Origin of the sequence: Corallococcus exiguus (assembly GCF_009909105.1) — a bacterium.
GTDB classification, from domain to species: domain Bacteria; phylum Myxococcota; class Myxococcia; order Myxococcales; family Myxococcaceae; genus Corallococcus; species Corallococcus exiguus.
The window spans coordinates 327,678-347,780 of sequence record NZ_JAAAPK010000002.1; the positions used below are offsets into that span (position 1 = coordinate 327,678).

The window sequence follows — 20,103 nt, forward strand, 5'->3', positions numbered from 1 at the left end:
GACTACCGCAGCTTCTGCCAGAGGATGCGGAGCAGGAAGAGCGGATTGCCCAGCAGGTAGCGGACGGCCATCCGGCGGGGCTCCTGGAGCAGGCGATACATCCACTCCAAGCCCAGCTCACGCCAGGCGATGGGCGCGCGTTGGATCCGGCCCGAGTAGAAGTCGAACAGCCCTCCCACCGTGAGGATGACGGCCTGCGCGGCCCCGGAGAGGTACTCGCGCGCCCACAGCTCCTGCCGGGGGCTGCCCATGCCCACCAGCACCAGGCAGGGGCCCAGCCGCGAGATGGACTCCGCCAGCGCGCGGGAGCCAGCGGCGGTGAGGAAGCCGTGCGAGACGATGGGGAGCTCCAGGCCCGGGTGGGCCCTTCGCAGGTTCTCCGCGCAGGCCTCCGCCACGCCGGGGGCCGCCCCCACCAGCACCACGGGCCAGCCTCGCGCGGGTGCGTGCTTGCAGAGCAGCGGCAACAGGTCCGTGCCGTTGAGGTTGTGGCGCATGGCCACGCCGAGCAGCGCCGCGCCCACCCGGATGCCAATGCCATCCGGAAGCACCATGTCCGCTTCCGCCAGCGCCCGCGCGAGCGCCACGTCGCGTGCCGCCAGGTTCAAGGCGTGCGGGTGCACGATGGACACCAGCTTCGCGCGGCCACCTTGTCCTTGCGTGAAGAGCTGCTCCACCGCCTGTTCGAGCGTGAGGTTGTCCACGCGGGCGGAGACGATGAACGGGCGCACTTCGGGCTGGGCGCTCTCGGGCGGTGCCAACGCGCGAGCCACCGACGTGCGCAACATCACTCCGAAGTCCGTCGCGGGGGTGCGGCCCTGGAGATAGCGCGCCTCCTCGGCGGCAAGGTCTCCATAAGGCAGTCCGAGCAGCCACCGCGCCTCCACCGGCGACAGGTAGCCGCGCGGCAGCACCTCGTTGAAGCGCGCGCCCACCAGCGGAGCGCGCCCGCGCAGGACGTCTCGCAGCGAGGCTCGGGGAAGGGGTGCCTTCATCGAACACCTCCCACGGCGCGGCACAGGGCCAGCAGGTCGTCGCCCGTGCGGTCCCAGCTGCGCTGGCGGGCGTGCCCTGGACCTTCGCGCCGCACCCGCGCGGCCAGTGGCTCATCCCGCACCACCCGCGTCAGCGCCGCCGCCATGTCCCGCTCGTCGAGCGGATCGCACAACACCCCCAGCTCGCCCACCACCTCTGGAAGCGCACCCGCCCGGGCCGCCAGCACGGGCTTGCCCGCCGCGATGGCCTCCAGCGCTGGCAGGCCGAAGCCCTCGCACAGTCCCACCGCGATGAGCGCCTCCGCGCCCGCGACCAGGCCCGGGATGAGGCCGTCCTCCAGGTAGCCCAGGATCCTCACGCGCTCCTGGAGCCCCAGCCGCTGGAGCTCCTCCCGGATGAGCTGCTCGGCGCCCCAATCCGCGCCGGCCAGCACCAGCTGATGGTCCTGACTCACCGGGGACGCGGCGAAGGCCCGCAGCAGTCGCAGGTGGTTCTTCCCCGGGTGCTCCAGGCGCGACAGGTACAGCAGATACGGCGCCTTCAAACCCAGTCGCTCACGGGCCCACGCGGCGCCAGCGCCGTCTCCGAGCGCGAAGCGGTCCGCGTCCACTCCGTTGGGAATGACGTGGATCCGCTCGGGCGCGCAGGACAGGAAGCTCACCATGTCCCCGCGCGTGGCCTGGCTGACGGCGGCCAGCGCCTCGAAGGACCTCAGCGCCTTGGGCAGAAGCCATCTCACGTAGGTGGTGCGCAGCCGGTCGTACTTGTCCGGCACGTTGAACTGGGCCAGGTCGTGCACCACGCCCACCGTGGGCAGGCCGGGCCGCAGCGCGACGCGGCGGTTGGCTGCGGGCAGCAGCAGCACGTCCGCCCCGGCCCCGCGCGCATGCGCTCCGCAGCGGGCGAGGTACCAAGATGCACCCAGCGCGGGCGTGTCGACGACGGCCGGTGCCACGGCCCGCTCCGCGCCCACGAGCTCCGTGTCATACGCGGCGAAGTCCCGGGCCGTGCCGAGCGCCACCAGCCGGCCTCCGGTTCGCGCAAGCCCTCGTGTCAGCCGGGGCAGCATCGCGCGCACATACGTGCCAATGCCCGAGCGCCCCCAATCCGTTCCCCCCAGCGCGACGGCCAGCCTCACGGAGCGGCCTCCCCGGGACGGGACGCCCGCACCACGCGCGCCGGCACGCCCACCGCCACGGACGCAGGGGGAATGGCCCCACGCACCACGCTGGCCGCGCCCACCAGGCACCCGTCGCCCACGGACGCGCCCGCCAGCACCGTCGTCCCGTTGGCCAGCACCACGCCCCGGCCAATGCGCGTGCCCGCGCCCCGCTGGACGGTGACGCCGTGGAGCAGGGTGCACTCCGGGCCAATCTCCACCCCATCGCCAATGACGATGTTGAAGGGGTGCGGCAGCCTCAAGCCGGGGCCGATATCATCCGTCCACACATCGATGTGGAAGCCCACGCGCAACAGCGTGGACAGGCCCAGTGAAGTGCCCAGTCCGCGCCGGAGCACCGCCCCCCACCGCAGCAGGCCCACCGCCCATAAGGACGGATCCGCCAGGGCCGCGGCTCTGGGAAAGCGCGCCCCCCGGTCCCTGACCGCATCCACCACCCGGGCCCTGTCCGAACGCAGGGCGCGCAACGGCTCCATGCAGGCATGGATTGACTTCGCTGACGCACGCATGGGCGGCTGCCGCTTGCAAGGCAGGAACCATGGCGTCGCACGCGCTGCCGGTGCGTGTCAGGTCGCCTCGGGCCTGTCTGCGTCCCGAACTGGGATGTCTCATCTGGGGACGCCGGGATGTCCCAAACGTAGACAACGCCGGGATTTGTCAAACAGGCCAGAGGACAAGTCGTTGGCCGAGCGCATCCGGATCAACCAGAGGGGATGTCTCGACATGCGGGAATGGTCTGTGCAAACGGATGCGTTTGCTGTCCCGCGTACTCCGATGTGCGAGTGCCCGGCCTCGCGCATCACCGGGACCGGAGGCGTGCTCCCGTCAAGCGCATCCCCCTGTCAGGAGACCCGAAACCGTGAATGTCCTGGACGTGAACCGGCAGTCCCCCGTGGTGATTGTCGACTGGGATGACGTCGCCAGACGTCGCCTGGGCGCCTGGCTGGAGGCGGCGGGCTACGCGGTGCGCGAGTACGCCACCGCGCGCGAGGCGTTGGAGGCGGACAGCGCCGAGTGGCTCGCGGTCTGCCTGGAGCTGGTGTTGGACGACATGGCGGGCCTGGACGTGCTGCGGCATCTGCGCGCGCGGGACACGACGCTGCCCGTCATCGTCCTCACCCGGAACCTGCAGCTCGACACTGCGGTGGATGCCACCCGGATGGGGGCCTTCGCCTTCCTGGACAAGTCCTCCGAACCGGCCCGGCTCGAGCGGACGCTGCAAAGCGCCGCGAAGACGCGCCGGCTGACCTGGCGGGCGCCGAGGGGCGCGCAGGAGGGCGGAGCGGAGCGGCTCATCGGCGCCATCGTGGGACGCAGCGCTCCAATGAGGACCTTGGCGCGCCAGTTGGATCGCATCCTCCAGTCCGACGTGCCGGTGTGCATCTTCGGAGAGACGGGGACGGGCAAGGAGCTGGTGGCGCGCGCCATCCACGAACAGGGCGCGCGGGCCAAGGGGCCCTTCGTGGCGGTGAACTGCGCGGCCTTCTCCGAGGCGCTCCTGGAGTCGGAGCTCTTCGGCCACGAGCGCGGCGCCTTCACAGGAGCATCGGCCCAGCACCGCGGCTGCTTCGAGCAGGCCCAGGGCGGAACGCTCTTCCTGGACGAGGTGGGCGAGATGAGCCCCGCCACCCAGGTGCGCCTCTTGCGCATCCTCCAGGAGCGCACGCTGCGCCGGGTGGGCAGCACCACGGAGGTCCGCGTGGACGTGCGCATCATCGCCGCCACGCACCGGGACCTGGTGGCGGAGGTGAAGGCGGGGCGCTTCCGGGAGGACCTGTACTACCGGCTGGCGGTGTACCCGGTGAAGGTGCCCGCACTGCGCGAGCGGCCCACGGACATCCTCTCTCTCAGCGACCACTTCCTGGAGAAGTTCGGCGGCGCATCACTCGTCCTGGCCGACGAGGCCCGCGAAGCGCTCGTGCGCCACCGCTGGCCCGGCAACGTGCGCGAGCTCCAGAACGTCATCCAGCGCGCCATCCTCTCCTGCGATGGCGAGCGCATCGAGCTGGCGGACCTCCCACCGGAGCTGCGCGTCCTGGTGCTGCCGCCCGTCCCCGTGGCGCCTCCACCGCTTCAGCGGATGTCCGAGGACCTGCCGCCGTCACCCGACGTGGTGGTGCCGCTGCGTGAACTGGAGCGCCGGGAGATCCTCAAGGCCCTCACGGTGACGAACGGAAGCATCACCCATGCGGCCCGGCTGCTCGGGCTGGGCCGGGCCACGCTCTACCGCCGCGTGGCGGAGCTGCGCATCCAGCGGGAGCCGGAGCCGGGGTGACACGCTCCCCGGTGCGCGAGGCGTCGTCATCGGGAGAGCCCCAGCAGGCGCAACGCCGCTCGCGACAGGAGCCGGCGCCGCGCGAGCAACAGGGGATCTCCCAGCGGGAGCAGGGGACCGGTGCCCTCCAGTGAGGCCAGTCCGTCGGGGGTGGCGATGGCATCGCGCACCTCCAGGCCCTCGCCCACCACGGTCTCCTCTTCCACCACGGCGTTCACCAGACGGGTGCCGCGCTCGATGATGGCGCGCGCTCCAATGAGCGCCCCCGGACCGATCCGCGCTCCGGCGCACACGAGCGCCTGGGGGCCGATGAGCACGGGAGGGTTCACCTCGGCGCCGCGCTGGAGGAGGGCGCCGCGCGCCACCCAGACCCCCGGTGCCCGCTCAGCCGCGTGGATGAGGAGCCGCGAGGTTCCTTCCGCCCGCGGCAGCCGCCCCAGCAGCGCCTTGCAGGCCAGCCGCAGGGCCGCGCCCGGAGTCTCCAGGCGCGCGCCCCACCCGGGCAGCTCCTCCTCCGTGACGGGACCGGTGGCAGCGGTGATCAGGTGCACCTCGGCTGGCGCGAAGGGCTCCACGGCCGGTGGTGGCGTCAGCCGGCCCACGCGCACGCCCCGCTCTGGCGCCCGGCGGTAGAAGGCCGCGAGGTCCGCGTTGCCCAGGACGGTGTCCGGCACCACGAGGAAGGGCGCGTGGGCGGGAAAGCCCGCCGAGTCCGCGATGACGCCCGGCGGAAACAGCGAAGCCGTGGGGACGAAGACGACGTTGCGGGCCAGCGACTCCTGCTGTGAGACGAGGCTGCGCAGCTCCTCTCCATGGGCGCCCGCGCCGATGTCGATGGCCACCTTCTCGAAGCCCGACGCGCGCAGCCACTGCAGCTGGCGGGTGACGAGCGGGGGCCCGGCCACGGACAGGAACCCGGCGCCAGGAGCCGCGGCGCTGCGATGGATGACGGCGAACATGGTGTCGTCGGTTCCGTTCCTGGGGGGCCCGCCGGACGGAGGGCTGCCCTGTGATGACGCGCGCGAAGGCGTCTTCCTCTCAGCGCGGCTCCTTTCGCGGGAAGGGCCCTTCCATGCCCCTCGACGCTCCGGAGCCGGACCAGAAGCCCATGACGTCGCCCACGCGATCCGGATGGGTAGCAAGGTCGGTGCCGAGCCCCACCACCACGAAGCCGACGCACGCCTCGCTCCCGAGCAGGCGCCGCAGCGCCCACACTTCGAACACGGAGTGCGCGCCGGAGCTGGCGAGGACGAGCACCCGCGCTCCCTTGCGGACCGCTAGTCGCAGCGCCTGCGGACGCCGAGCCTCCTCCCAAGACACGAGCGTCGCGCCTCGTCCCGGGACGTCATCCCGGGCTGGGACGTCCGTTGCCCCAAGCCGGGACAGCAGCTCCCGGGTCCGCTCCTGCTGCGATTCCCCGAGCGGCAACACCCGCGTCACGCCGCTCGCCTCGTCCAGCGCGGTCCGGAGCTCCACGACGAGCTCCTCCAGGCCTTCAGCGGTGGCGGGCCAGGGAGTGGCGGCCACCACCGGGCCGCGTCCCCAGAACGAGAACTCGGCCGGCGTCCACAGCTTGAAGCCGCGCAGCGAGGAAGCGGTGAGGGCCACCACGGCTAGCAGCGCGAAGAAGGGAGGCAGCAGCAGGGCCACCGCGCGCCGGTAGGACTTCGAGGGACGCGTCGGCGGGGTGGCGGAGGTGAGCACGCGCAGCTCCATCTCGGGCTGGCGCACCTCGCCCTCCACCACCTTCTGACGCTGCTGGAGTTCGGTGAGGCGCGTCTCGGTGATGTGGATCCGCGCGAGCAGCGCACTGGCCTGGCCCTCCAAAGCGGAGAGCCGTGCGATGCGCTCCTTCGCGGCCTCCTCCGCTTCGGCGTAGGCGCGCCACTTCTTCTGGGCCAGCTCCCGCTGCGAACCGGCGTCCAGCAGGCTGTTCTGGAGGAAGGTCCAGGAGGGGTTGGTCCCCACGACGCGGTCGGAGACGGTGCCACCCGCGGGCCGGGACTCCAGGGCCCGCACGGCGGCGGTGAGCTGCACCACCTCGGGATGTTCCATGGAGAGATTGGCTCCGCGGGCGGCGAGCTCCGCGCGCAGCTCGGCCAGCTTGCGCAGCTCGAAGTAGCTCTCGGTCTCCGACAGCACCATCCGGCTGGGCTGCTCACGGGCCGCCTGCTTCAGCAACAGCGCCCTGGCGTCCGAGGACTCCGCTTCGATGCGGAAGCGGTTCTTCTCGGTGCGCAGCCGCGCCGCCTCCTCGATGGAGGACTGCCGGTCGAGCGTGAGCTCCGCGATGCCGTTCTCCTGGCGGAAGCCGTCGTAGTGCGCCCGGGCCTCCTCCAGCTGCGCCTGGACCTTGAGCACCTCCTCGCCCAGCGCCTTCAGCTGCGCCTCGGCCCGAGTCCGCTCCGAGTCCCGCTGATGGTCCAGGAACACCTGGGTCATGGCGTCGGAGAGCCGGACGGCCTCCTCGGGGCTCGCTGCGGTCGCGGAGAGGGTGAGGATGTTGGAGCCGCGGGACACGGCGATGTCCACCCGCCGGGCCAGCGCCTCCAGGGTCACCGGCAGGCCCGTGCGCGTGCGCAGCGCCTCCAGGTTGTTGGGGAGCTTGAGCGTGTCCATCAGCGTCTGGATCTCCCGCTCGGGGTTCGCCGCCGCGCGCGAGCCCGTGGGCTCCCAGACGAGAATGGTGCGAGCGGTGAACTCGCGGGGCATCACGGTCTTGGCCAGCAGCACGCCCAGGACGATGCCCGCGACGAAGCACCCGCCGATGATCCGCCAGCGGCGCCGCAGCACCCGCGCGATGCGCAGGGGATCAACGGGATACCCGGAGCGCACCGACTCCTGTCGCACGGGCGCCGTCTGCGTTTCGGGCTCCGGGCCCTCTTCCAGCGAGAACATCCGGTGAGGACGGCTGCACGGTGGATGCCAGTGTCCAGCCAGCTTGGGTGGGCGCGGGTGGCGGAGCTCTTGCAATGCCAGACACCGTCGCGGACGGCGGGAGCGCTCGGAGCCGTCTCACATTGAGACAGAACCATGTCCCGGGAAGAGATGACACCAGGAGGAGACAGCGCCGGGGCACGGCACTTCCGGCCGCGTCGTGTGCTCGTGGTCTTCGTCGATGCGCTGGGCCCGTCCCAGCTGGAGACCTTCGAAGGGCTGCGTGGGTTGCCGCACCGGGGCCGCCTGCGCGGCATCCTCGGCTATTCATGTGGAGCCCTGCCGACGATCCTCACCGGCGCGCCGCCGGAGCGGCACGGGCGGATGTGCCTCTTCGCGCACGCGGAGCGCGAGGACGAAGGCGTGCTGTCGCCGCTGAGGTGGCTGGGGCTGTTGCCGCGCCAGGTGCATGAGCGGGGCATGCTGAGGCGTGCCGCGGCGCGGGTGCTGAAGAGGACGGAGGGGCTGACCGGGTACGTGGACCTGTACCGAGTCCCTCCGGAGCTGTTCCGCTGGCTCGACCTGCCGGAGCGTGAGGACCTGTTCAACGCCGAGCGCATCGGCGGGGTGGAGACGTTCCTCACGAAGGCGAGGCGCGCGGGCCTGCGCGTGTTCGCGGCGCCGTGGCAGATGCCGGAGGAGGAGCGCTGGGCGCACACCTGCGCGGTGTTACGGGCGAGCAAGCCGGACCTGGCCTTCGCGTACGCCACCGCCCTGGACGGCGCCCTGCACCGTACGGGCAACGGCAGCCAAGACGCGCTCGCGACGGCCCGGCGGCTCACCGAGCGGATCGAACAGACGGTGGATGCGATGCGCGCGGGCGGAGGTGACGTGACGACGGTGATGGTGGGGGACCACGGGATGGCGGACATCCACGAGGTGGTGGATCCAAAGCGGATGCTCGGGGAGCTGCTAGGTACGCGGCTGTTCGTGGACAGCACGATGCTGCGGGTCTGGGGTGATGAGCGGACGCGCGAGAAGGCCCGCGAGCGGATGGTGGCGCACGGGCTCCCGGGGAGATGGCTGGACACGGAGGCGCTGGTGGAGCGACAGGCGCCGGTGCGGGGTGCTCCTTACGGACAAGCCCTCTTCGTGCTGCGGGAAGGAGCCCTGTTCGCCCCCAGCTTCGTGGGCGGCAACGTGCGAGGCATGCACGGCTACGACGTGGACAGCCCCTCGGCGTATGCCGCCATCGCCTCGGATGCGCCGCTGCCCCGGGACCGAGGCGCGCTGATGGACGTGGCCGGATGGGTGTGCGCGATGCTGGGGCTGGAAGGGGAGACGAACCCGGACGGGAGGCCGCCATGGGCCGCGGCTTGAGGGTCGCATGGCTCAACGACGCCGCCACCCCCGTGGGCGGCGCCGAGCGCTACGTGCGAGAGACCGCGCGGGAGCTGCGCGGGCGGGGAGTGACGTCGCTGCTCTTCTACGACGTGAACGTCTCGCCGGATCCGCACCCGGTGATGCGGGAGCCGTTCGAGGGCATCTTCCCCATCGTCGACCTGGCGCGGCAGCTGAGGGAGCTGGCGCCGGACGTCGTCTACGTGCACCAGCTCGCGAGCCTGAACGCGCAGCGCGCACTGTTGGATTCGCCAGCGCCGGTGGTCCGCTTCTTCCACGACCACCGGCTGTTCTGCCTGCGCGAGCACAAGTACACGACGCTGGGAAAGGAGCCCTGCACGAAGCCGGTGGGCGCGGCCTGCTACCCATGTCTCGGCTTCGTGGGCCGTTCAGGGGACTGGCCCGGGCTGAAGTGGGCCTCGCTGGGGAGGTTGCGGGAGGAGCAGGCGCTGGCCCGGAGTCATCACGCCTTCGTGGTGGGCTCGCGGTACATGGCGGACCACGTGGCGGCGCATGGCTTCCCGCGCGAGCGGACGCACGTCATCCCGCTGTACGCGCAAGCTCCGCTTCAGTCGCAGGTGCAGGTGGAGCGAGAGGAGGACCTGCTCCTGTTCGTAGGGCAGCTGACGACAGGCAAGGGCCTGGATGTGCTGTTCCACGCGCTGACACGCACCACTCAGCCGTGCCGACTGGCGGTAGTGGGAAGGGGCCGGCAGGAGGAGGAGCTGCGCGCGAAGGTGGACGTGCTGGGGTTGTCGAAGCGGGTGGCCTTCCTGGGCCCGATGGCGCCCGAAGCGCTCTCCGAGCAGTACCGGCGGGCCGCGTGTGTCGTCTTCCCCAGCCGAGCGCCGGAGACGTCCGGACTGGTGGGCATCGAAGCACTGGCGCACGGGACGCCAGTCATCGCCAGCCAGGTGGGCGGAGTGGGGGAGTGGCTGACGGAAGGCGAGACGGGGCTGGGCGTGCCGCCAAATGATCCGGAGGCGCTCGCGGAGGCGATCGACAGGCTGATGGCGGCGCCGGGCCTGAGGAGGACGATGGAGGCACACGCGCGAAGGACCTACGAGGAGCGCTTCGTCCCCGAGCGGCACGTGACGAGGCTTCTGGCTCTGCTGGAGTCGGTGGCGGGCGCGGGAGGGAGGGCGGCGTGAGGGACGGACGCTTCACGTTGAAGGGCTCGCCCGAGGTGGAGGCGAGGATCTCCCAGGTGGTGTCAGAAGCGGCGGCCGTCATCCACGGGCACGTGCGCCCGGACGAGCTGCGGACGCTGGCCCTCATTGGCGGCTACGGGCGCGGTGAGGGAGGAGTGGAGAAGAGGGACGGCGTCGAACGGCCGCACAACAACCTCGACTTCCTCCTGGTGCTGGAGCGAGCCCCGCGAGAGGGGCTGAAGGCGCGGCTGGACCTGGTGCTGGAGCCGCTGCGCGAGCGGCACGGGCTGGGGTTGGACCTGGGCGTGACGACGGTGCGGGCGCTGCGAAGGTCCCCGTGTCAGGTCATCTGGTACGACATGCGGTTCGGCCACAAGACGGTGGCGGGGGATGCGTCGTTCCTTCCGGGGCTCGAGCACTTCACGCGAGAAGCCATCCCACCCGACGACGTGCGGAACCTGGCGGTGAACCGGGGCACGCTGCTGATCATCAACCAGGTGCTGCGGGACCAGGGCGCACTGGGCGAGGACGCGCGCCGCACGATCCTCCGGCACACGGCGAAGGCCATCATCGGCTACGGCGACGCGCTGCTGTACTTCCTGGGTGCATACGACTGGAGCTACGCGGAGAAGCGGCGGCGGATGGCGCTGCGGCACGACGTGCCGGCCGGATTCCGCAAGCTGTACGACGAGGCGAGCGCCTTCCGCTTGGAGCCGGACTACGCGCGCTTCGCCCCAAGCGAGCTGGGGCCCTGGATGGACGAGGGGAGGGCGAGGCTCGCGGAGGTGCACCTTACGTGTGAGGCCGCGAGGCTATCGGTGCCCGGGCTGAAGTGGTCCGGATACGCGGAGCGGGCGTTGAAGCACTCCCTCAAGGAGGGCGGCCTCCAACCGAAGGTCTGGCTGCGTCGGGTGCGCAACGGCGTGAGGTTCCGGCCAAAGGCTTCACCCGAGCTGGGGCTCCGAGCGCGGTTGGGGCTAAGGCTCGGAGGGCCGCGAGGGGGGTTGGCGGCGGCGTTCCCCTTCGTGGCGTTCGAGGTGGGCGGGCCCCAGGACGCCGAGTTCGCGCGGCAGCTGCTGCGAGCCGCGAGCCGCGAGCCAGCGGACTTGCGGCGCGCCTATCTGAGGTACTGGGGCGAGTCGGGAGACCCCAACTTCGCGCACGTGGCGAGGAAGCTCGGCCTGCGCCTGGGGGACCAATCATGAGTCGCAAGGTCACTGTCATCATGCGCTCGAAGGACTCTGCCTGGGTCATAGGCCAGGCGCTCTCCGGCCTGTTCTCGCAGGCGCGCAAGGACTTCGAGTTGCTCGTGGTGGACTCGGGCTCCAGGGACGCGACGCTGGACATCGTCTCGCGCTTCCCCTGCCAACTGATCCGCATCGACGCCGGGGCGTACTTCCCAGGCGTGGTGCTCAACCGGGCCATCCGCGAAGCGCAAGGCGACATCATCGTCTTCCAGAACTCCGACGTGGTGCCGCTGACGCCGCAGGCGCTGGACCGGTTGCTGGAGCCCATTGAGCGCACCGATGCGGACGCGACCTTCGCGCGGCAGCTGCCGAGGCCGGAAGCGCACACGTGGGTGCGAAGGGATTACGAGGTCGCGTTCCCGGAGCAGGGAACTCCGCCGCCGTGGATGACGTACTCGCTGCCGTTCGCGGCGATGACGCGGGATGCGTGGCTCAAGCACCCGTTCTACGAGGACGCGTGGGGCTCCGAGGACACGGAGTGGGGACACCGGGCGCGAGGCGACGGGCTCCGGGTGCGCTACGTGCCGGACGCGTGGGTGATGCACTCGCACAACTACACGCTGAAACAGTTGTACGGGCGCCGCTTCATCGAAGGAGAGGCGGATGCCTTCATCCGGGAGGAGCCCGCGTCGCTGACGGGACTGGCCCGGAAGCTGGGCGCGTCATGGGCAAGGGATGCGGTCGTGCACATCCGGGCGCGCGACGCCGCGGGCCTGGCGCTCTCCGTTCCCCGGAGGCTCGTGTACCACTGGGCTTATTGGAAGGGACACCAGTGGGGAGAGCAGCGCCTGCGGAGCGGGAACGCGGACGCGAGCGTCGGTCAGCGGGTGGTGCTGCGGAGGCAGTGAGCTTGAGCCGCATCGAGTAGCAGTTCCTCGATGCCGCGAACGTAGGCGTCGAGTGACGCGTGTTCTCGCACGATGTCGAGCGCCCGCTGGACGAGCACCTCCTGTGCCGCCGCGTCCCGGTGGAGGGCCGCCAGCGCCTCGGCGAAGGCTTCACCCGTGCACGCCTTCACCAGCAGCGAAGCGTCGTGCCGATCAAGGAAGTCACGGGCACCGCCGCTGGGGGACGCCGCCACCGGCAGGCCGCAGGCCATGGCCTCCAGATACGTGAGGCCCTGGCCCTCGTGCTCCAGCTTTGACGCGAACAGGAGCGCATCCGCATCCTGATACAGCGGAAGCAACTGCTCGCGGGGAAGTTGCCCGGCCCATGCCACGCGTCCGTCTACCCGCAGCACCCGCGCCCGTTGCCGCAAGGACGTGAGATAGGCCGGATCGTCCGCCGCGCCCGCGAGCGTGAGGGTGGCCTTGACGCCGCGCTTCTCCAAGGCCGCCAGGGTGTCGATGGCCGCATCGGGGGCCTTGCTCGGATGGAGCCGGCCGACGAAGAGCAGCCGAGGCTCCGGGCGCATGGGCCGGAAGGGACGAGGGGTGAAGCGCGACAGGTCCACGCCCTGTGGCCGCACGACACCGAAGTCCAGCGGCACACCCGCCGCGAGGCACGTGCGCCGGACCGCGTCCGAAAGCCACGCGACCCCTGCGGGCTGGATGCCGGTCCAAGTTCGTGAAGGCACCAGCAGCGAATCGAGCACGCTGCCCAGCCGAGCCCAGGGCCGCGCGTCGCGCCCCACGCTGAACGCCACCGGCCAGTCGTCGTTCACCGTGACGATCGCGGGGACGCCTGCCTCGTGGAGCACCCGCAGCGGCGCGAGCCCCAGTCTCCGCAGGCTCATGACCAGCACCGCATCCGGCCTGCCATGGTCCTTCAAGTAGCGGCGCACCGCCGCCGTGTTCCGCGCACCAGCCGCGAAGTGACGGAGGCGATCCCGTCCCGCGGGCCGGCCGAAGCGGCGAGCCAGGCGCAGGGACCGCAGCACGCGCCCGTTCTCGGAGCCATCGCCGCTGGTGAGGACGTCGACCTCGTGGCCGCGTCGCTCCAACCCCTCCACCACATCTCGTGCGAGCAGCTCGTAGCCGCCGAGGACGTCGGGCGGGTACAGGTTGGTAAGGACGGTGACTCTCACGGGCAGGCCCTTCAGCTTGCAGGGGACATGCCTCCCCGCGAGCTGACTCCTTGCCCATGCACCGCCCGGATGTCTCGCATTGAGACGTCTCGGAATGGGAATGGGGAAGGAGGGACGCCGCGGGTGGGGCGCGGAGTGTCTGGTCCATGAATTGCGTCTTGCCCGTGCATATGACGGCTGTGGAGCGCCCCGGGCGGCGCGTGGTGCATGTCCTTCGCAAGTACGACCCGCGTGAGTGGGGCGGGACGGAGACGCACGTCGTGGAGGTAACGCGGCGGCTGGCGGCGTTGGGCTGGGGGCCGGAGGTGCACGCACCGGCGGGGCCCTCGGAGCCGGATCGAGCGCTGGGCCCCGAGGTGCCGCTGCTGCGCTATCAGGCCTTCTGTCCGTTCCTGGGCCCGGCCGAGAAGCGAAGGGCGCTCGTCGCCAATGCCGGCAACCTGGCCACCTTCGATGAGCCGCTCCGGCTCGCGAAGGACGCGGGCCTCGCCCTGGCGCACCTGCACACGGCGGGGCGCATCGGCGGAGCCGTGCGGACGGCCATGCGTCTCACGAGGCGCCCCTATGTCATCTCCGTGCATGGGCCACTGCTGGCGCGGAAGTCCTGGCTGGAGCAGGACACCGCGCGGCGGCTGTCAGGGCTCATGGATATGGGCCAGCCCATTGGATGGCTATTCGGCGCCCGGCGCGTCATCCAGGACGCCGCGCGAGTCATCACCTTCAACGAAGAGGAGCGTCGCGCCCTGTCCGAGGTGGTCGGGGACCGGGCCGTGAGATTGGATCAGGGGGTCGACCTGAAGCGGATGGCCACGGGAAGCGCGCAGCGGGCGAGAGAGCGTTGGCCCCGGTTCGCCCGCGCACGTGTGGTCACCCTGGTGGGGCGCATCTCTCCGCAGAAGAACCAGGTGCTAGCGGTGAGGGCCTTCGCCGTGGGGGCGCCCGAGGATCATCACCTGGTCCTCGCCGGCGCGACGGTGGACGCAGCCTATGGAGAACAGCTGAAGCAAGAGATCCAGGCACTGGGGCTCGGCGAGCGCGTCCATGTCCTCGGCAACCTGGACGCGGCCCGCGAGGTTCCGGATCTGCTGGCGCTCTCCAGGCTCGTGCTGGTGCCCTCGGCGCACGAGGCCTTCGGACTGGCGGTGTTGGAGGCGTGGGCGGCGGGGAGGCCGGCATTGCTGGCGGTGCACTCGGGCCTGGCGGATCTCGCCGGAGCCATTGGTCCGGAAGGGCTGAGCGTGCCGACCCTGGAGGTGGAGGACTGGGCCCAGGCGCTGCGGCAGGCACTCGCCAACCCCGTGCGGCTGGACGTGGCGGCGCGAGCGGGTGCCGCGCAGGTGCGTCAGCGCTTCAGCTGGGACGTGGTGGCGAGCAAGGTCGCGGAGCTCTACCAGGCGGTCCTCGAGGAAGGAGCGCGGCGATGATGGACGGAAGCCCGGTGAGGAGGGGACTTCGTCGCTTGCAGCGGCTGGCGCTGGGACGGCGAGCCCGCACGTTCAACGAGGACGAGCTCCGGTGTCCCGCGATGGTGTTCGCGCCGCACCCGGATGACGAGACGCTGGGGTGTGGGGGCGCCATCCTCCAGAAGCGGCGCGCGGGAGCGGCGGTGCGGATCGTCCTCCTGACGGACGGCGCCAGCTCACACGCGCACCTGATCTCACGCGACGAACTGAAGGCGCAGAGGGCGCAAGAGGCGCTGGGCGCGGCGAAGGTTCTAGGTGTGGAGGAGGCGGACGTCTTCCTGCTGGGCTTTCCCGACGGCGCGCTGGACTCGAACCGGGAGGCGGCAGTGGCCAGGGTGGAGGACCTGCTGCGGAGGCACCGGCCGGAGCACCTCTTCGTCCCGTACGCTCGGGGCGAACACGCGGACCACGTGAGCACGAACCACCTCGTGCATGAGGCAGTGGCAAGGGTAGGGCGGCCCGTCACGGTGTTCGAGTACGCGGTATGGGCCTGGAGGCACTGGCCCATGGTGGGCTTCGGAAGGACACGAAGGCAGCAGCGGTCGGTGCTCGCGGGGACGGTGTCGACGAGGCTGGGACTGCGGATCCTCAAGGACTTCCGGACGAAGGTGTCCCTCCGGGGCGTGGTGGAGCAGAAGCGAGCCGCGCTGGCGCTGCACGCCTCGCAGATGGAGCGCCGAGACGCGGAGCCTCGCTGGCACACGCTGCACGACGTGGACGGAGGCGAGTTCCTCCCGTGCTTCTTCGAGGAAGAGGAGCTCTACCGGCGCATCGACATCGCGGCGCGCTGATGGAGACGAAGTTCCTCCTCTTCCTGGGCCTGTGTGCGGTCGTCATTCCCGCCGGGATTCACGCCGTCGGGAGGTCCGAACGCCTGAAGCACCTCTGCGTCATCCTGCTCGTCTGGGGCACCACCCACGCCTCGGCGGTGTCCCTCAACTTCTTCAGCCGAGCCTGGTATCGCGGCACCACGCGTGGCTTCGAGTTCAGCTGGCTCGACTTCCTATGGATCTTCCTGTGGGTGGACGAGCTGCGGCACCGCAAGCCAGGCCAGCGGCGCGAGTGGCCCCACGGGCTGGCCATCATGGGAGTGTTCCTCGCGTACAACGCGGTGAACGTCCTGCTCTCCGAGCCCCGGTTGTTCGGCCTGTTCGAGCTGTCGAAGATGTTCCGCGCCATCATGGTGTACGTGACGATCGCGGCCTGCGTGAAGAACGAGCGGGACCTCCGGCGCCTCGTCGCGGCGCTGGCCATCACGGTCATCTACGAGTGCTTCTGGGTGATCCACTCCCGGGTCGTGTTGGGGCACAGCCGGGCGGACGGGACGCTGTTCCACCCGAACACCGTGTCGATGTTCAACCTCATCGCGGTCCCGGTGCTGCTCGCGGTCGCGCTCTCGGACGTAGGGCCACGCCTCAAACGTCTGTGCGGCGTGGCCACCTTCCTGGGCTCCATCTCGGTGCTGTGCACCGTGTCGCGAGCGGGACTGGTTTCGCTAGGACTGCTCCTGGTGGCGGTGGCCTTGACGTGTGGGGCGTTGAAGCCAACGCCGAAGACAGCAGGGGTGGCGCTCCTGCTGTTGCTCGCGGCCATTCCCGTGGGCCTCAAGCTGGCACCGGCCTTCCAGGCCCGCTTCGATTCCGAAGGAGGACTCTCCAGTGAGTTCGGGGGCAAGGAGCACGAAGGGCGCGGCGCCTACGTCCACCTCGCCCGGTTGATGCAAGAGGACCATGTCTTCGGAGTCGGGCTGAACAACTGGTCCTACGCGGTGTCCAACCAGTACGGCCGGATGATCGGCTTCGGTTACATCCCCTACACCGGCACGGAGGAAGCACCGCCCAAGGGCCCCATCCCGGCGGGCTCGAACGTGGACGCGGCCCAGGCCCCCCCGGGACACAGCCTGTATCTCATCACGCTGGGAGAGACAGGCTGGCCCGGGGTCATCCTCTTCGCGGCGGTCTGGCTGAGCTGGTTCAAGATGGGAGCCAGCTTCTTCCTCAAGCGTTCGCCCGCGCTGCGCTCACGCTTCGGAGTCGGAGTCTTCTTCGGACTGCTGGGCGCCTTCGCCCAGAGCTTCTCCGAATGGGAGTACCGCCAGACGCCACTGCTCTTCCTGCTGCACATCCTCTTGGGCGCATTGGCGGCCGTGTACCCGGCCCGTCCGTCGGTGATGGCGAAGCGGGCCTCCGCGACATGACGGCTCCGTGTTGGAGCATGGAGCCGTCAGCGCGGGATGGCTCCTACAGGCACACCCACTGGTATCTGGGGCTGCTGCCGACGGCACAAGCAGAGCCCAGCTGTGCGCAGGGTCCATCCGGGGAGAAGTTGTTGCAGTTGACGGTCCGGCAGGCGCGGGAGCCATCGTCGCACGTACCCGTGTTGACCCATCTCGCACCGGAACTGACGCACGTTCCGCCGCTGCACGTCTGGCCACTGCCACAGGTCTGGACATCGGTGACGACTGTGCCAATACAGCCGCCGCCGGCGATGCAAAGGCCGCTGGTGATCCTCTGAATGGTGTTGCCGCTGCAGGTGTAGACGTCATAGGGCGTGCACGTCGTGACGTCGGTGGTGGCGGAGGAACCATTGCAGCCATTGCCAAGGCAAATGCCTCGGGTGGTCTTCTGAACGGTGTTGCCGTTGCAGGTGTAGGTGTCCACGGGCGAGCACGTCCTGACGTTGGTGGTGCTGCTGCCACCGCAGCCGCTGCCGCTACAGAGGCCGTTGGTGGTCTTCTGGACGGTGTTGCCGTTGCAAGAGTAGGTGTCGAAGGGGGAGCACGTCGTGACGTTGGTGGTGGTGCTGCCACCGCATCCACCACCGCTGCAGAAGCCGCTGGTGGTCTTCTGGACGGTGTTGCCGCTGCACGAATAGCTGTCCACCGGGGAGCACGTCTGGACGGCGGTGTCCGTGGAGCCGCAGGAGCCGCCGCTGCAACCGGTGCCGGTGGTCCTGCGGACGGTGTTGCCGCTGCAGTAGTCGTTGCTCGCGGTGGAGCACGTCTGGACGAGGGTGTCGGTGGAGCCGCAGTTGCCGCCGCTGCAACCGGTGCCGGTGAGCTTCCGGACGGTGTTGCCGCTGCAGTAGTTGCTGCTGGAGGTGGAGCACGACTCGATGAGTTGCTGGGAGGATGTGCAGGCCCCGTTGGAGCAGCCGCCGTAGACAGTCTCGTAGGCGCCGTTGCCGCTGCAGTAGGGTCCGCTGCTGCCGGTCTGGCATGTCTGCACGAGGACGTCGGTGGACTGGCAGGAGCCGCCGCTGCAGGTGCCAGTGCCAGTGGTCCGCCGGATGTCATTGCCGCTGCAGTAGTTGTTGCTGGCGGTGCTGCAACTCAGGGGGGAGCCGCCACAGGAGCCCGCACCGTTGCAGACATCGCCCGTCGTGCACGAGTTGCTGTCATCGCAGCTGGCGCCCGCGGCCTTCGGCACATAGGAGCAGGTGCCGTTTGTGCAGGTGCCTGCGGACTGGTAGCACTGATTGGGAGGGTTGTTGCAGCTCAGTTCCGAGCCGCGACAGATGCCCGCACCGTCGCAGACGTCGCTCGTCGTACACGAGTTACTGTCATCGCAGAGGGTGCCCGCGGCCTTCGGCGGGTAGGTGCACGCTCCGTTGGAGTACGTGCCCGGGGAGCCATGGCAGGCGTCCGGCGGTGTCGTGCAGGCCGGCACTCCGGCGCAGACGCCCGCTCCGCTGCACACGTCGTTGATGGTGCCCCCATTGTTGTCATCACAAGCCGTGCCCGCCGCCTTCGGAGCATACGTGCACGCCCCGTCGCTGCACGTCCCCGCCAACTCGAAGCACTGGCTCGGCGGGCTGTTGCAGCCCATGGGCGTGCCTGAGCATCCGCCCGCCCCATTGCACGTCTCGCCCACCGTGCACGCATCCCCGTCGTCACACGCGGCGCCCGTCGCCTTGTACGAGTAGGAGCACGTCCCCTCGCTGCACGTTCCCGCCGTCTCATAGCACTGCCCCGGAGGACTGCCGCACTGGGTGGCACTTCCCGCGCAAACCCCCGCGCCGTTGCACGCGTCCGCGGTGGTGCACGTATCCCCATCGTCGCAGGTGACTCCAACGGCCTTCGGCGCATAGCTGCACACCCCATTGCCACACGTCCCCGTCGCCTCGTAGCAGGGCCCTGGTGCGCTGTTACAGGTCACCCAGGTGCACGCGTCGTAGCCATACAGCTCCGCCGTCTTCAGGCTCGTGCCGCTGGAGCCCAGGCCGCCCACCACCAGCACCTTGCCCTGCGCCCCCAGCGACACCGCCACATGCGAATACCGAGCACCGACCATGGGAGTCGCCGCGCTCCATTGCCGGGTGACAGGGTCGTACACCTCCGTGCTCGCGAGTGCGGCCGTCGCGGCGCTGCCAAACATTCCGCCAGTCACCAGCACATGTCCCGTGCTCAGCAGGGTGGCGGTGTGCAACTCCCTGGCCGTGCCCAGCGCGCCCGTCGCACTCCACTGTCCGGTGCTCGGGTCATACTCCTCGGCCGTCACCAGCAGGCCGGTGCCGTTGCGGCCACCCACCACCAGCACCTTGCCCGAAGGCAGAAGCGTCGCCGTGTGGTTGTAGCGCGCCGCCGCCAGGCTGCCCGTCGCCGCCCAGGTGTTGCTTGTAGGGTTGTACACCTCCGCCGACGCGAGGCTCATGCTCTCTACGCCGCCCGCCACCAGCACCTGGCCCGAAGGCAGCAGCGTCGCCGTATGGTTGCGACGCGGCACGCCCAGATTGGGGCCGGCACTCCAGCTTCCGGAGGCCGGGTCATACAGGTCCACCTTGAAGTAGGCCCCCGTATTGTTTCCACCGCCGGCCACCAGCACCTTGCCCGAGGGCAGCACCGTCGCCGTCACGGCAGCCCGAGCCACGCCCGTGGCGAAGCTCCCCGCGGAGGCCCATGTATTCGTGGCGGGGGAATACACCGCCGCGGAAGCCAGGCGGCCCGTCGCATTCTCTCCGCCCACCACGAGCACATTGCCCGAAGGCAGCAGCGTCAGGGCGTGGATCTGCCGGGCCTCCGGCATGGACGCGGCCGCCGTCCAGGAGCCCGTCGCGGGGTCGAAGAGGGTGGAGGAGGAGAGATAGCCACTGGCGTTGTAACCGCCCGTCACCAGCACCTTGCCAGACGGCAGCGCGACGCCTGCGTGGTACTTGCGAGCCTCCGCCATGGGCGCGGTCTCGGTCCACCCCTCTACCGTCAGTGGCGAAGCCTGGTGAGCCAGCGTCTTCTCTTCCGGTGGTTTGCTACTACAGCCCACGACGACACAGACCAGCCCCAACAGCAGAGCCCTGCTGACTCTCCACGCGTCCATGACAACTCCAGGGAATGGAGGCGCACAGAGGGGCCTCCATGAAATTTGGTTTAGCCCGCCAGCATGGCGATCCGCTTTTGAAACACAATCATTTCGCCATGCGGCCGACGCTCTACATGAGATCGTGCATTGGCCCCAATCACGACCATGGAGTCGTCCCCTGCGAGCCGGGTGT

15 protein-coding genes are annotated in these 20,103 nt (G+C 70.1%); 8 read left to right on the plus strand and 7 right to left on the minus strand.

Going from position 1 to position 20,103, the window contains the following annotated elements; translation table 11 throughout:
• Positions 1-2: 2 nt before the first annotated feature.
• Genes GTZ93_RS07840 through GTZ93_RS07850 form a run of 3 tightly spaced genes read right to left on the minus strand, consistent with a single transcriptional unit; the run spans position 3 to position 2,652 of the window.
• A complete protein-coding gene (locus GTZ93_RS07840) occupies positions 3-995 on the minus strand; it encodes a WecB/TagA/CpsF family glycosyltransferase (protein WP_139916125.1) in 993 nt (330 codons plus the stop codon).
• Positions 992-2,134 carry a glycosyltransferase family 4 protein gene (locus GTZ93_RS07845; protein WP_139916124.1) on the minus strand — a complete coding sequence of 381 codons (1,143 nt, stop codon included), beginning with the start codon at positions 2,132-2,134 and terminating at the stop codon, positions 992-994. Before GTZ93_RS07845 ends, GTZ93_RS07840 begins: the two co-directional genes overlap by 4 nt.
• Complete coding sequence (locus tag GTZ93_RS07850; RefSeq protein WP_158627507.1) at positions 2,131-2,652, minus strand: serine O-acetyltransferase; 522 nt, start codon at positions 2,650-2,652, stop codon at positions 2,131-2,133. The genes GTZ93_RS07845 and GTZ93_RS07850 overlap by 4 nt, the downstream gene beginning before the upstream one ends.
• 383 nt (positions 2,653-3,035) lie before the next feature.
• Here GTZ93_RS07850 and GTZ93_RS07855 point away from each other — a divergent pair, with 383 nt between their 5' ends.
• Positions 3,036-4,451 (plus strand): sigma-54-dependent transcriptional regulator, encoded by a 1,416-nt coding sequence (locus tag GTZ93_RS07855; protein WP_161662713.1) that lies wholly within the window; start codon positions 3,036-3,038, stop codon positions 4,449-4,451.
• Positions 4,452-4,477: 26 nt separating this feature from the next.
• Here GTZ93_RS07855 and GTZ93_RS07860 read toward each other — a convergent pair whose 3' ends face one another.
• Positions 4,478-5,410, minus strand: a complete 933-nt coding sequence (locus tag GTZ93_RS07860; RefSeq protein ID WP_139916122.1) for an LbetaH domain-containing protein — start codon at positions 5,408-5,410, stop codon at positions 4,478-4,480.
• Between the two features lie 79 nt (positions 5,411-5,489).
• The gene (locus tag GTZ93_RS07865) at positions 5,490-7,349 is read right to left on the minus strand and encodes a GumC family protein (RefSeq protein WP_139916121.1); all 1,860 of its coding nucleotides are present in this window, start codon (positions 7,347-7,349) and stop codon (positions 5,490-5,492) included.
• 135 nt (positions 7,350-7,484) lie between these two features.
• Here GTZ93_RS07865 and GTZ93_RS07870 point away from each other — a divergent pair, with 135 nt between their 5' ends.
• Genes GTZ93_RS07870 through GTZ93_RS07885 form a run of 4 tightly spaced genes read left to right on the plus strand, consistent with a single transcriptional unit; the run spans position 7,485 to position 11,975 of the window.
• Positions 7,485-8,708, plus strand: a complete 1,224-nt coding sequence (locus GTZ93_RS07870) for an alkaline phosphatase family protein (RefSeq protein WP_139916120.1) — start codon at positions 7,485-7,487, stop codon at positions 8,706-8,708.
• Positions 8,693-9,880: a glycosyltransferase family 4 protein gene (locus GTZ93_RS07875; RefSeq protein WP_161662714.1), complete on the plus strand. Its 1,188-nt coding sequence runs from the start codon at positions 8,693-8,695 to the stop codon at positions 9,878-9,880. Before GTZ93_RS07870 ends, GTZ93_RS07875 begins: the two co-directional genes overlap by 16 nt.
• Complete coding sequence (locus GTZ93_RS07880) at positions 9,877-11,085, plus strand: hypothetical protein (RefSeq protein ID WP_139915462.1); 1,209 nt, start codon at positions 9,877-9,879, stop codon at positions 11,083-11,085. Before GTZ93_RS07875 ends, GTZ93_RS07880 begins: the two co-directional genes overlap by 4 nt.
• Complete coding sequence (locus GTZ93_RS07885) at positions 11,082-11,975, plus strand: glycosyltransferase family 2 protein (protein WP_139915461.1); 894 nt, start codon at positions 11,082-11,084, stop codon at positions 11,973-11,975. Before GTZ93_RS07880 ends, GTZ93_RS07885 begins: the two co-directional genes overlap by 4 nt.
• Here GTZ93_RS07885 and GTZ93_RS07890 read toward each other — a convergent pair.
• Positions 11,948-13,153, minus strand: coding sequence for a glycosyltransferase family 4 protein (locus GTZ93_RS07890; protein WP_161662715.1), 1,206 nt, complete (start codon positions 13,151-13,153; stop codon positions 11,948-11,950). The two genes, GTZ93_RS07885 and GTZ93_RS07890, sit on opposite strands and share 28 nt — an antisense overlap.
• Before the next feature lie 170 nt (positions 13,154-13,323).
• Between GTZ93_RS07890 and GTZ93_RS07895 the strand changes: the two genes are divergently transcribed.
• From GTZ93_RS07895 to GTZ93_RS07905, 3 genes are read left to right on the plus strand one after another with little or no spacing between them, the layout of a single operon-like run.
• Positions 13,324-14,577 (plus strand): glycosyltransferase family 4 protein, encoded by a 1,254-nt coding sequence (locus GTZ93_RS07895; RefSeq protein ID WP_257978948.1) that lies wholly within the window; start codon positions 13,324-13,326, stop codon positions 14,575-14,577.
• Positions 14,574-15,407 carry a PIG-L deacetylase family protein gene (locus GTZ93_RS07900; RefSeq protein ID WP_139915458.1) on the plus strand — a complete coding sequence of 278 codons (834 nt, stop codon included), beginning with the start codon at positions 14,574-14,576 and terminating at the stop codon, positions 15,405-15,407. The genes GTZ93_RS07895 and GTZ93_RS07900 overlap by 4 nt, the downstream gene beginning before the upstream one ends.
• Positions 15,407-16,813 (plus strand): hypothetical protein, encoded by a 1,407-nt coding sequence (locus GTZ93_RS07905; RefSeq protein WP_139915457.1) that lies wholly within the window; start codon positions 15,407-15,409, stop codon positions 16,811-16,813. The genes GTZ93_RS07900 and GTZ93_RS07905 overlap by 1 nt, the downstream gene beginning before the upstream one ends.
• Positions 16,814-16,856: 43 nt before the next feature.
• Here GTZ93_RS07905 and GTZ93_RS07910 read toward each other — a convergent pair whose 3' ends face one another.
• Positions 16,857-19,928, minus strand: a complete 3,072-nt coding sequence (locus tag GTZ93_RS07910; protein WP_139915456.1) for a Kelch repeat-containing protein — start codon at positions 19,926-19,928, stop codon at positions 16,857-16,859.
• Positions 19,929-20,103: the final 175 nt, after the last annotated feature.

Excerpts from the sequence above, each read along its gene's own strand:
- GTZ93_RS07840 (WP_139916125.1), bottom strand. The coding sequence starts at position 995 with ATGAAGGCACCCCTTCCCCGAGCCTCGCTGCGAGACGTCCTGCGCGGG.
- GTZ93_RS07850 (WP_158627507.1), bottom strand. The coding sequence starts at position 2,652 with ATGGAGCCGTTGCGCGCCCTGCGTTCGGACAGGGCCCGGGTGGTGGAT.
- GTZ93_RS07860 (WP_139916122.1), bottom strand. The coding sequence starts at position 5,410 with ATGTTCGCCGTCATCCATCGCAGCGCCGCGGCTCCTGGCGCCGGGTTC.
- GTZ93_RS07865 (WP_139916121.1), bottom strand. The coding sequence starts at position 7,349 with ATGTTCTCGCTGGAAGAGGGCCCGGAGCCCGAAACGCAGACGGCGCCC.
- GTZ93_RS07870 (WP_139916120.1), top strand. The coding sequence starts at position 7,485 with ATGTCCCGGGAAGAGATGACACCAGGAGGAGACAGCGCCGGGGCACGG.
- GTZ93_RS07875 (WP_161662714.1), top strand. The coding sequence starts at position 8,693 with ATGGGCCGCGGCTTGAGGGTCGCATGGCTCAACGACGCCGCCACCCCC.
- GTZ93_RS07885 (WP_139915461.1), top strand. The coding sequence starts at position 11,082 with ATGAGTCGCAAGGTCACTGTCATCATGCGCTCGAAGGACTCTGCCTGG.
- GTZ93_RS07895 (WP_257978948.1), top strand. The coding sequence starts at position 13,324 with ATGACGGCTGTGGAGCGCCCCGGGCGGCGCGTGGTGCATGTCCTTCGC.
- GTZ93_RS07900 (WP_139915458.1), top strand. The coding sequence starts at position 14,574 with ATGATGGACGGAAGCCCGGTGAGGAGGGGACTTCGTCGCTTGCAGCGG.
- GTZ93_RS07905 (WP_139915457.1), top strand. The coding sequence starts at position 15,407 with ATGGAGACGAAGTTCCTCCTCTTCCTGGGCCTGTGTGCGGTCGTCATT.
- GTZ93_RS07910 (WP_139915456.1), bottom strand. The coding sequence starts at position 19,928 with ATGGACGCGTGGAGAGTCAGCAGGGCTCTGCTGTTGGGGCTGGTCTGT.